At 72.9% G+C, this 10,343-nt stretch carries 11 protein-coding genes and 2 pseudogenes; 11 read left to right on the top strand and 2 right to left on the bottom strand.

What is annotated here, in order from left to right; genetic code table 11:
• Window positions 1–121 precede the first annotated feature (121 nt).
• Window positions 122–1,030, bottom strand: coding sequence for a rhomboid family intramembrane serine protease (locus tag CCZ36_RS06875; RefSeq protein WP_069743260.1), 909 nt, complete (start codon window positions 1,028–1,030; stop codon window positions 122–124).
• A 152-nt stretch (window positions 1,031–1,182) separates the two neighbouring features.
• Here CCZ36_RS06875 and CCZ36_RS06870 point away from each other — a divergent pair, with 152 nt between their 5' ends.
• The 11 genes and pseudogenes from CCZ36_RS06870 to CCZ36_RS35575 all read left to right on the top strand — a co-directional run bounded on the left by CCZ36_RS06870 (window position 1,183) and on the right by CCZ36_RS35575 (window position 9,406).
• The gene (locus CCZ36_RS06870; protein ID WP_128817210.1) at window positions 1,183–1,935 is read left to right on the top strand and encodes a vWA domain-containing protein; all 753 of its coding nucleotides are present in this window, start codon (window positions 1,183–1,185) and stop codon (window positions 1,933–1,935) included.
• Window positions 1,932–2,507 (top strand): HutD/Ves family protein, encoded by a 576-nt coding sequence (locus CCZ36_RS06865; RefSeq protein WP_128817209.1) that lies wholly within the window; start codon window positions 1,932–1,934, stop codon window positions 2,505–2,507. Before CCZ36_RS06870 ends, CCZ36_RS06865 begins: the two co-directional genes overlap by 4 nt.
• A gap of 67 nt (window positions 2,508–2,574) precedes the next feature.
• Window positions 2,575–3,042, top strand: a complete 468-nt coding sequence (locus CCZ36_RS06860; protein ID WP_079149739.1) for a GNAT family N-acetyltransferase — start codon at window positions 2,575–2,577, stop codon at window positions 3,040–3,042.
• A gap of 97 nt (window positions 3,043–3,139) precedes the next feature.
• The gene (locus CCZ36_RS06855) at window positions 3,140–3,643 is read left to right on the top strand and encodes a pyridoxamine 5'-phosphate oxidase family protein (RefSeq protein WP_069743262.1); all 504 of its coding nucleotides are present in this window, start codon (window positions 3,140–3,142) and stop codon (window positions 3,641–3,643) included.
• A 150-nt stretch (window positions 3,644–3,793) separates the two neighbouring features.
• Window positions 3,794–4,405, top strand: a complete 612-nt coding sequence (locus CCZ36_RS06850; RefSeq protein WP_069743263.1) for a TetR/AcrR family transcriptional regulator — start codon at window positions 3,794–3,796, stop codon at window positions 4,403–4,405.
• A gap of 33 nt (window positions 4,406–4,438) precedes the next feature.
• Window positions 4,439–5,596, top strand: coding sequence for an acetyl-CoA C-acetyltransferase (locus CCZ36_RS06845; RefSeq protein ID WP_128817208.1), 1,158 nt, complete (start codon window positions 4,439–4,441; stop codon window positions 5,594–5,596).
• A gap of 230 nt (window positions 5,597–5,826) precedes the next feature.
• Entirely contained in the window at window positions 5,827–6,030 is a 204-nt protein-coding gene (locus tag CCZ36_RS06840; protein WP_006123767.1) for a cold-shock protein, read from the top strand.
• A 197-nt stretch (window positions 6,031–6,227) separates the two neighbouring features.
• On the top strand, window positions 6,228–7,844 hold the full coding sequence (locus tag CCZ36_RS06835; protein WP_128817207.1) for a DEAD/DEAH box helicase: 1,617 nt from the start codon (window positions 6,228–6,230) through the stop codon (window positions 7,842–7,844).
• Between the two features lie 7 nt (window positions 7,845–7,851).
• A pseudogene (locus tag CCZ36_RS35585) lies at window positions 7,852–8,041 on the top strand (short-chain dehydrogenase); the annotation flags it as partial.
• A 99-nt stretch (window positions 8,042–8,140) separates the two neighbouring features.
• A pseudogene (locus CCZ36_RS36665) lies at window positions 8,141–8,449 on the top strand (VOC family protein); the annotation flags it as partial.
• A gap of 363 nt (window positions 8,450–8,812) precedes the next feature.
• On the top strand, window positions 8,813–9,406 hold the full coding sequence (locus CCZ36_RS35575) for a GNAT family N-acetyltransferase (RefSeq protein ID WP_237302827.1): 594 nt from the start codon (window positions 8,813–8,815) through the stop codon (window positions 9,404–9,406).
• Between the two features lie 153 nt (window positions 9,407–9,559).
• Here CCZ36_RS35575 and CCZ36_RS06820 read toward each other — a convergent pair whose 3' ends face one another.
• Entirely contained in the window at window positions 9,560–10,315 is a 756-nt protein-coding gene (locus tag CCZ36_RS06820) for an ankyrin repeat domain-containing protein (protein WP_128817206.1), read from the bottom strand.
• Between the last annotated feature and the right edge of the window lie 28 nt (window positions 10,316–10,343).

Genomic DNA, 10,343 nt, shown 5'->3' with positions numbered 1-10,343 from the left:
TGATACGTCCCGTACAACGGCGTGCGGAACTGAACGCGGCGCCCGCTTGTCCCCGACCGGACTCAGTGGGCGCCGTGGCGCGTCCGGGGGCAGCTCGGCCGCCCCGGACGCCTCGGCCGGTTCAGCCCGTCAGCGCCGAGGTCTTCACCACCACCGCCACCGCGAACAGCCCCAGCAGCACCGCCCCGCCGGCGAGCTGGAGGGGCCCGGTCCGCAGCTTCGCCGGTGCGTAGGCCAGCCCGTACGTCACCAGCGCCCCGGTCAGCAGCCCGCCCAGGTGCCCCTGCCAAGAGGTGAACAGCGCCGAGAGCACCATCCAGATCAGGAACCCGGCCATGAACCGGTTCACGGCCGCCATGTCATGGCCGAGCCGCCGGTGGATGACCCAGTACGCGGCGGCCAGACCGAAGACCGCACCGGAGGCGCCGACGGTCGAGGTGTCCGGGGCCAGCAGATACACCAGCACCGAACCGCCCACCGCCGACAGCAGATACAGGGCCAGATAGCGGGCCCGGCCGAGCTGCCCCTCCACCGCCCGGCCGATGTTCCACAGCGCGAACATGTTGAACAGCAGGTGCATCACCCCGAACGACGCGTCCGGCGGCAGGTGCAGGAACGCCCCGGTCACCAGCCGGTACCACTCACCGTCCGCGACCCCCGTCAGCTCGTAGCCCTGGAAGGTGTCGCCCCGGTAGTAGTACTGCTCGCCGTCCGGTCCGGTGAGCGCCGCCCCGAGCACCGCGAACCGGTCCACGATCTCCGGCCGGACCACCTCGCCGAGGTAGACGAGCACGTTGAGCGCCATCAGGACGTACGTCACCACCGGCGCCGCCGCCCGGGACACCGCACCGCCGAAGACCGTACGCGGCCGCCGCACCGACCGCTGCCCCTCCTTCACGCACTCCACGCACTGGTGGCCGACCGAGGCCTCCCGCATGCAGTCCGGGCAGATGCGGCGGTCGCAACGGGTGCAGCGGACATGCGCCTCGGTGGACGGATGGCGGTAACACGTGGTGGCGGCGGCCTCCATGGCCGGCTCCTTCACTGGGGGTGGGCAACGGGGCCGGTGGGGGCGACGGCGATCAAGATAGCGAACCGGTGCGAGGGGCCGTGTGCCCGGGGCCCGGCCGTGGCCTACGCTCGGACCCGCGGAACGCCGAACACCGAACGGGGGGAGCCGTCATGCGCGGTGCGGACACGGCCGTGGGCAGGAGCGGCCCGGCCATCAGCCTGACCAAGGTGCAGGAGACGGCCCCGGCCCTGGTCAGCCTCTACAAGAGCGCCGGAGCCTCCCTGGAGAAGCACGGCCTGGGCGGTCACCGTGCCGCCGTCTACCTCGTCCTCGACTACTCCGGTTCGATGAAGCCCTACTACCAGGACGGCAGCGTCCAGGCGCTGGCCGACCGGGTCCTGAGCCTGTCCTCCCACCTCGACGACGACGGCACGGTCCCCGTCGTCTTCTTCTCCACCGACGTCGACGCGGTCACCGACATCTCCCTCGACAACCACCACGGCCGGATCGACACGATCGTGGCAGGCCTCGGGCACATGGGGAAGACGAGCTACCACCTGGCGATGGACGCCGTCATCGACCACTACCTCGACAGCGGCACCACCGCACCGGCCCTGGTCGTCTTCCAGACGGACGGCGGGCCGGTCAACAAGCTCGCCGCCGAGCGCTATCTCTGCAAGGCCGCGAAGCTGCCCCTGTTCTGGCAGTTCGTCGGCTTCGGCAACACCCGGAGCAACCAGTTCGACTTCCTGCGCAAGCTCGACGAGCTGCCCGTCCCCGCCAAGCGGCCGGTCGACAACGCCGGGTACTTCCACGCGGGCCCCGACCCCCGCGAGGTCCCGGACCGCAAGCTGTACGACCGGCTCGTCGCCGAGTTCCCGCTCTGGCTGGCCGCCGCCCGCGAGCGGGGGATCGTCCGGTGACCGTACGGATCCTGCGCGCCGCCGGCCTGGCCCCCGCCCCCTGGAGGAACGGCGGCGGGCTCACCCGGGAGATCGCCACCGGCCCCGAGGGCGCGGGGGCCGACGCCTTCGACTGGCGCGTCAGCCTCGCGGACGTCACCTCCGACGGGCCCTTCTCCGCCTTCCCCGGGGTGGACCGGATCCTCACCGTGGTCGAGGGCGCGGGCATGGACCTCGTCGTCGGCGGCGAACACCACATCGTGGACGAGCCCCTGTGGCCGCACGGCTTCCCCGGCGACCTGCCCACCGAGGGCTTCCTGCTGGGCGGCCCCGTCGTCAACCTCAACGTCATGTACCGCAGGGACCGTACGCGGGCGGAGACCGCCGTCGTCTGCGGCACGGTCCGCCTGCTGCCGCCGGAGGGCGGCGCGGTGCTCGCCGTCTCCCTGGACGACGGCGCGGAGCTGGAGGGCCGCGGCGGGGGCGGCGGTGACCGGCTGGACCGCTACGACGCGGTGCTGGCGGCCGGGGAGTCGCCCGGGGTGCTGCGGACGATGGGCCAGGCGGTGCTGATCACGTTCTCCCGCACGTGACCGACCGGCCCTCGTCGGGCCGGAAACTCGGCTGCCGATCTCCCCATCGCGGGATACGGTCCCACGCATGCTCGAAAACGTATCCGGAAGCACCGTGATCCGCCGCTACGCCGCCGCGGACGAGAACGCGGCGATGGACGTCTGGTCCCGTGCCGGCGGTCTGGCCCACCCCTTCATCCCCGGCGAGGGCGAGGGCGAGCGCGCCCGCAAGATGCGCGAGATCTACCTCGTCCACGCCGAGAACTGGGTCGTCGAGACGGACGGCCGGGTGGTGGCCCTGCTGGGACTCCTGGACGCCGAGATCGGCGGCCTCTTCGTGGCCCCGGAGGCACAGGGCACCGGGGTGGGCCGGCGCCTGGTCGAGCACGCGGCGGCGCTGCACGGCTCCTTGACCCTTGAGGTGTACGAGAAGAACACGGGGGCTCGTGGCTTCTACGCGCGGATGGGTTTCGTGGAGGAGAGCCGCCGCGTCGACGAGGAGTACGACGAGGTGATGCTGAGGCTCACCCGGCCGGCTCCGGAGGACCGCGCCTGAGGTGGCGAGGTGGTGCGGCGGCGGCGTCCGGCTCGCCGGGATTCTTCTGCATGTCGCGCGCGAACACCGACAGGAGTTGTCGGGTATCCGGTGTTGCATGGCGTCCATGACGTCTTCCTCACCTTCGCCCGCCCCTGCCTCCTGGGACGGCTTCGCCGCCGCCCAGCCCGAATTCGCCGACACCGTGCGAGCCCGCTTCCGCCTCTACAAGCACCACGTTCTCGCCACCCTGCGGAAGGACGGCTCGCCCCGGGTCACCGGCCTGGAGGCCGACTTCCGCTTCGGTGAGATGCTCCTCGGCATGATGCCGGACTCGCTCAAGGCCCTGGACCTGCGCCGCGACCCGCGCTTCGCGCTCCACGCCAATCCGGGCCCCGACGCCGAGATGAACGACGGTGACGTCCGGGTGAGCGGCCGGGCCGTGGAGATCACCGACCCGGAGGTGATCGCCCGCTTCATCGCGGAGGCCACCCCGCCCGAGCCCTTCCACCTCTTCCGGGCGGAACTGACCGAGGTGGTCCGTATCGGGCTCGACAACGATGAGCTGGTCATCCAGTCCTGGCGGCCGGGGCGGCCACTGCGCACCGTGCGCCGCAAGTGACCGGCCCCTGCGGCCGGGGTGGCGGACCCGGCCGCAGGGACGCTCACCCGGCCAGCGCCCGGGCCCGGCACACCGACGGCGTCCCGCAGCGGCCGGGCCCGGCGCAGCCGGCATGCGTGAACACGCGGGCCATGGACGGACAATGGCCGGGTGCCTACCAAGAAGAAGCCCCAGGTGACCCCCACACCGGAGCGACGCCGGGAACTGCTCGCCACCGCCGCCGAGGTCTTCGCCGCCCAGGGATACAACGCCACCACCGTGCGCCGCATCGCCGACGAGGCCGGGATGCTCGCTGGCAGCCTCTACTACCACTTCGATTCCAAGGAATCGATGATCGACGAGATCCTCTCCACCTTCCTCGACGAGCTCTGGCAGGGCTACGACGAGGTCCTGGCGGCCGGCCTCGGCCCCCGCGAGACCATCGAGGCCCTGGTCACCGAGTCCTTCCGGGAGATCGACCGGCACCGTCCCGCCGTCGCGATCTACCAGAAGGAGTCCAAGCACCTCGCCACCCAGCCGCGCTTCGCCTATCTCGCCGACTCGCAGACCACGTTCGAGAAGGCCTGGCTCGGCACCCTGGAACGCGGCGTCACGGAAGGCGTCTTCCGCGACGACCTCGACATCCGCCTCACCTACCGCTTCGTCCGCGACACCGTCTGGGTCGCCGCCTCCTGGTACCGGCCCGGCGGACACCACGGCCCCGAGGAGATCGCCCGCCAGTACCTCTCGATGGTGCTGGACGGCATCGCCCTGCGCACCTAGCCGTACCTGCTGTCTGCGTGAGGAGCAGCAGCCATGGCCGAGGCCTACATCGTCGAAGCGGTACGCACCCCCGTCGGACGGCGCGGAGGAGGCCTCGGGGCCGTCCACCCCGCCGACCTCGGCGCCCATGTGCTGCGCGAGCTGATCGCCCGCTCGGGCGTCGACCCGGCGGCCGTCGAGGACGTCGTCTTCGGCTGCCTCGACACCGTCGGACCGCAGGCCGGCGACATCGCCCGTACGTCATGGCTCGCCGCCGGACTGCCCGAGGGGGTCCCCGGCGTCACCATCGACCGCCAGTGCGGCTCCTCCCAGCAGGCCCTCCACTTCGCCGCCCGGGGCGTCCTCTCCGGCACGCAGGACCTCGTTGTCGCGGGCGGCACCCAGAACATGACCCAGATCCCCATCGCCTTCGCCTCCCGGCAGGCCGCCGAACCCCTCGGCCTCACCCAGGGGCCGTACGCGGGCAGCGACGGCCGGCGCGCCCGGTACGGCGACGCCCCCGTCAACCAGTTCCACGGCGCCCAGCTCATCGCCGAGAAGTGGGGCATCAGCCGCCGCGCCATGGAGGAGTTCGCCCTCACCTCCCACCGGCGGGCTGTCCGCGCCCTCGACGAGGGCCGCTTCGCCCGCGAGACCGTCGCGTACGGGAACGTCACCGCCGACGAGGGGCCGCGCCGCGACACCACCCTGGAGAAAATGGCCGGACTGCGCCCCGTCGTCGAGGGCGGCACCATCACCGCCGCCTGCTCCTCCCAGGTCTCCGACGGGGCCGCCGCCCTGCTCATCGCCTCCGAACGGGCCGTCGCCGACCACGGCCTCACCCCCCGCGCCCGCGTCCACCACCTGTCCGTACGGGGCGAGGACCCCATCCGGGTGCTCTCGGCCCCCATCCCCGCCACGGCGTACGCCCTGAAGAAGACGGGTCTCACCATCGACGCCATCGACCTCGTCGAGATCAACGAGGCGTTCGCCCCGGTCGTCCTCGCCTGGCTGAAAGAGACCGGCGCCGACCCGGAGCGGGTCAACGTCAACGGCGGGGCCATCGCCCTGGGCCACCCGCTCGGCGCCACCGGCGCCCGGCTCATGACGACCCTGCTCCACGAACGGGAACGCACCGGCGGACGCTACGGGTTCCAGACCATCTGCGAGGGCGGCGGACAGGCCAACGTCACCATCGTCGAGCGGCTCTGAGCACGGGCGCCGACCCGCGGCGGCGTGTCAAGATCCACCGCCGCGGGGGAGGGCGTGCTAGGGTGGTCCGCGTTGCAGTTTTGGTACCCATGAACTTTATGTGCGCCTGACGGGAATGCTTCGTCAGGCGTTTTATTGTTTTCCGGCTTTCTCCGGATGGGGCTCAATGCGGCGACTTGGAATTCGTAAAGTGCGGATTTCCGGCACTGCACCTGTTTTAGGAGAATGACATGGCCACCGGCACCGTGAAGTGGTTCAACTCGGAAAAGGGCTTCGGCTTCATCGAGCAGGACGGCGGCGGCGCCGACGTCTTCGCCCACTACTCCAACATCAACGCCTCCGGCTTCCGCGAGCTGCAGGAGGGCCAGAAGGTCTCCTTCGACGTCACGCAGGGCCAGAAGGGCCCGCAGGCCGAGAACATCGTCCCGGCCTAATCGTCGGACGCGTACCTCGCTGACCGGGGCCCGCACCGTGAAGGTGCGGGCCCCGGTTTGTGCTGTCCGACCGACGATCCGTCGTCATCGACCCGTTCTGTGCGCACATCCTGGGGGCGCACCCGGACGGCCGGGCCGCACATCGCAGTAAACCCATTCGGCAGTTGCCCAGGAATCCCCCAGGAGGGCAATTCCGTATGACCAGCTCCGAACGCTCCGACCGCCAGGACCGCACCCCCCGCTCCCGACCGGCCCGCGGCCGGGGTCGTGGCCAGGGCGCCGGCTCCCAGGCCCCGGCGAACGGCCGGGGCGGCGCGCCCCGCTCCCGGCCCCAGGGCGGCTCCAAGCCCTCGGCCCGCCGCAAGCCCGCCGTCGCGGCGCCCGCGGAGTTCGCTCTGCCGGAGACCGTGACCCCCGCGCTGCCGTCCGTCGACGCCTTCGCCGACCTGGACATGCCCGCCGCGCTGCTGAAGACCCTCGCCGCGCAGGGCGTCACCGAGCCCTTCCCGATCCAGGGCGCCACCCTGCCGAACTCGCTGGCCGGCCGCGACATCCTCGGCCGGGGCCGCACCGGCTCCGGCAAGACCCTGGCCTTCGGCCTCGCCCTGCTGGCCCGCACCGCCGGCCGCCGCAGCGAGCCGCGCGCCCCGCTCGCCATGGTCCTCGTCCCCACCCGCGAGCTGGCCCAGCAGGTCACCGACGCCCTGACCCCGTACGCGACCGCCGTGCACCTGCGGCTCGCCACCGTGGTCGGCGGCATGTCGATCACCAAGCAGTCCGCCACCCTGCGGCGCGGCGCCGAAGTGCTCGTCGCCACCCCGGGCCGGCTCAAGGACCTCATCGAGCGCGGCGACTGCCGGCTGGACCAGGTCGCCATCACCGTCCTCGACGAGGCCGACCAGATGGCCGACATGGGCTTCATGCCGCAGGTCGTCGCCCTGCTCAAGCAGGTCGAGGCGGGCGGCCAGCGCATGCTGTTCTCCGCGACTCTCGACAAGAACATCGACCGGCTGGTCAAGATGTTCCTCACCGACCCGGTCGTGCACTCCGTCGACCCGTCCGCCGGTGCGGTCACCACGATGGAGCACCACGTGCTCCACGTCCTGGACGAGACCGACAAAAAGGCCGTGGCTACGAAGATCGCCGCCCGCGACGGCCGCGTGATCATGTTCGTCGACACCAAGCGCGCCGCCGACCGCTTCGCCAAGCGGCTGCTCGCCAGCGGCGTCCGGGCGGCCGCCCTGCACGGCGGGCGCTCCCAGCCGCAGCGCAACCGGACCCTGGACCAGTTCAAGAACGGTCAGGTCACCGCGCTCGTCGCGACGAACGTCGCGGCCCGCGGCATCCACGTCGACGACCTCGACCTGGTCGTCAACGTGGACCCGCCGACCGACCACAAGGACTACCTGCACCGCGGTGGCCGTACCGCCCGGGCGGGGGAGTCCGGCAGCGTCGTCACGCTGGTACTGCCCGACGAGAAGCGCGAGATGACCCGGCTGATGCAGGACGCGGGCATCGCGCCGCGCACCACACGGGTCACGTCCAGCGACGAGGAGCTGAGCCGGATCACGGGTGCCCGTGAGCCGTCGGGCGTCGCGATCGTGATCGAGGTCCCGCAGCCGACCCCGCCGAAGCAGCGGACCCGGCCGGGCTCCGGCTCCGGCGGCGGAACGGTGCGCTCCGGGAGCCGGGGGCGGGGGCGGCGCGGGTCGGGCACCGGAGCCGGAGCCGGCGCCGGCGCACAGGGCGGTGCGGCGCGCTCCGGTGCGGCTGCACGGCCCGGTGCCCCCGCGCGGCGTCGCCGGGCGGCGTAGCGCGCACTCCGCCGCGAGCGACGGGGTGACGGGCCGCGTCTGCGAGGCCGAGGCGGGCCGCATCACCGTCATGGAGGGCTGGCGCCCCGGCCCCACCGACGACCGGGGCGCGCAGATCCCCGGCCGAGGCGGGGGAGACGGTGCGCCGGCTGCTGGCGGACGCGAAGAAGCCGGGGCAGGTGTACGGGGCGTCGTAGGCGGCCGCAGCGGTGGAGGCGGGCAACGGCATCGGGGGAAACCCGCTTGCGCGGACGTCCGGGCGCCCGGTATCCAGCACGGGAGACCCGAAGGAGCGCATGATGACGCGGCACGGCCCCCTGAACGAATTCTGCTGGATGGACCTCAAGACCCGCGACCCCTCCGGCACCGCAGCCTTCTTCTCCGCGGTGCTGGGCTGGGACTTCGCGGTGGACGAGGAGGACTGGCGCCGGGCCGTCACGATCTCCGCCGGGGACCACCGGATCGGCGGCGTCAGCGACCTCGCGGGGCCCGCCTACCCGCCGGACCTGCCCGCCCATGTCGCCTACTACCTCGCGGTCGACGACGTGGACCGCCGTACGGCCGTGGCGGCGGAGAACGGCGCTCGGATCCTCGTACCGCCCTTCGACGCGGGGGACCAGGGCCGGATCGCCACCCTCATCGACCCCGAAGGAGCGGCCGTCTCCTTCTGGCGGCCGCGGGGGTTCGCGGGGTGGCCGGTATCGCCTCCGGACGAGGGCGGGGCGGTCCCCCACCACATGGTCCTGGCCTGCGCGGACCCCGAGCGGGCCCGGCACTTCTACACCGGGACGACCGGCGCCCCGCTCGCCCGGGCCACGTTTCTGGAGGCCGCCCCCGGGACCGCGCCGCAATGGGAGCTGGCTGTGGCCGTGGGCGACCCGGACCGGGTCGCCGCCCGGGCCCGCGAGCTCGGCGGCGGGGTCGTCACCCTCACCGGAGGCGGCTCACGGCTGTCGAGCCCGGAGGGGCTGTCCCTCCGCCTCACCCCCACGACACAGGCGTCCCCGACGTTCCTGGAGACCGACCGGCTCGTCCTGCGCCCCGCCACGGCCGCCGACGCCCCCGACCTGCTCGCCCTCGACAACGACCCCGCCGTCATGCGGTACATCAACGGCGGTCGGCCCACGAGCCCCGAGGACATCCGGGACCGGACCCTGCCGAGGCTCCTCCACGACCACCCGTGCACCGGAACCCGGGGCTACTGGATCGCGCGGGAGAAGGACACGGGGACGTTCCTCGGCTGGTTCGAACTCCGGCCGCTGGACGACCACGACCCCGCCGTGGCCGAGCTCGGCTACCGGCTGAACCGGGCCGCGTGGGGCCGCGGATACGCCACCGAGGGCGCACGCGCCCTGGTCGACAAGGGGTTCGCGGACCTCGGGGTCCAGCGGGTCACCGCCAACACCATGGCGGTCAACACGGGCTCCCGGCGCGTGATGGAGAAGGCGGGGCTGACCTTTCTGCGGGCCTACACCGAGGACTGGCCGGAGGTCATCGAGGGGTCCGAACACGGCGAAGTGGAGTACGAGCTGACGCGGGAGGCGTGGCAGCGCGGACGGTGAAGGGGAGGGGGAGGGGGGAGGGGGAGAGCTGAGTGGAGTGGCGGCCTTGGCTCACCCCCGGCTCACGCCCCGCACCCAAGGCTCACGCCCGGCACGCCCAGCACGCCGCCCGGCGCGCCCGGCGCCCTCGGGCTCACGCCCAGCGCGTCCGGCTCACGCCCATCCCTCCAGCAGAGCCACGATCTCCGCGTGCCCCGTGTGCTGGTCCACGCCCGCCGACGGCACCCCGTCCCGGAGCAGCTCCACCGCCACGGTCTCCTCGTCGTTCCGCCGTTCGCGGAGCACCACCGTGTCGAGCCCGGAGCCGTACATCTCCTCCAGCCGCCGCAACAGCTCCCGCTCCGGATCGAGTCCGGCGATGCGCCGCGCCTCGGCCAGGGCGACGGCCACCGTGGATCCCTGTCCCTCCGCCGCCGCGCCGTGCGCGAGCAGCGCCCGTACCGTCCGCACCGAGCCGCGCTGCGCCGCCAGCACCAGCATCGCCTCGCCCTGCGGGCCCGGCAGCAGCGGGTCCGCGCCCCCGGCGAGCAGTGCCTCGACCGTCGGGGCGTGCCCCAGGCCGACCGCCCAGCGCAGTGCGGTGAAGCCGAACTCCTCGCGCAGATCCGGCTGTGCCCCGGCGGACAGCAGCGCCTCCACCACCTCGGTGTGCCCGCCGCACGCCGCCCCGCACAGCGGCAGATCTCCGGCCTCCGGCCCGCTCGCCCGGTTGGGGTCGGCCCCGGCCGCGAGCAGCAGCCGCACCATCTCGGGGCGGTCCTGGACCGCTGCCGTGTAGAGCGCGGTCGTGCCTTCCTCGTCGCTTGCCTCGGCCCGCGCACCCGCGCGCAGCGCCCGTACGACCGTGTTCTCGTCCTCGTACAGCGCGTCGAACAGGCTTGGTTCGTCCCTGATCGGCTCTTTCGTCATCCTTCGACCCTACGGGGGGTCACGGACG

The sequence above is a fragment of the Streptomyces sp. S063 genome, assembly GCF_002832675.1.
In the GTDB taxonomy this organism is placed as follows: domain Bacteria; phylum Actinomycetota; class Actinomycetes; order Streptomycetales; family Streptomycetaceae; genus Streptomyces; species Streptomyces sindenensis.
Note: the sequence above shows the minus strand (reverse complement) of the source record. Positions and strands in the feature narration are given on the sequence as shown.

Excerpts from the sequence above, each read along its gene's own strand:
- CCZ36_RS06875 (WP_069743260.1), bottom strand. The coding sequence starts at position 1,030 with ATGGAGGCCGCCGCCACCACGTGTTACCGCCATCCGTCCACCGAGGCG.
- CCZ36_RS06870 (WP_128817210.1), top strand. The coding sequence starts at position 1,183 with ATGCGCGGTGCGGACACGGCCGTGGGCAGGAGCGGCCCGGCCATCAGC.
- CCZ36_RS06860 (WP_079149739.1), top strand. The coding sequence starts at position 2,575 with ATGCTCGAAAACGTATCCGGAAGCACCGTGATCCGCCGCTACGCCGCC.
- CCZ36_RS06855 (WP_069743262.1), top strand. The coding sequence starts at position 3,140 with ATGGCGTCCATGACGTCTTCCTCACCTTCGCCCGCCCCTGCCTCCTGG.
- CCZ36_RS06845 (WP_128817208.1), top strand. The coding sequence starts at position 4,439 with ATGGCCGAGGCCTACATCGTCGAAGCGGTACGCACCCCCGTCGGACGG.
- CCZ36_RS06840 (WP_006123767.1), top strand. The coding sequence starts at position 5,827 with ATGGCCACCGGCACCGTGAAGTGGTTCAACTCGGAAAAGGGCTTCGGC.
- CCZ36_RS06835 (WP_128817207.1), top strand. The coding sequence starts at position 6,228 with ATGACCAGCTCCGAACGCTCCGACCGCCAGGACCGCACCCCCCGCTCC.
- CCZ36_RS06820 (WP_128817206.1), bottom strand. The coding sequence starts at position 10,315 with ATGACGAAAGAGCCGATCAGGGACGAACCAAGCCTGTTCGACGCGCTG.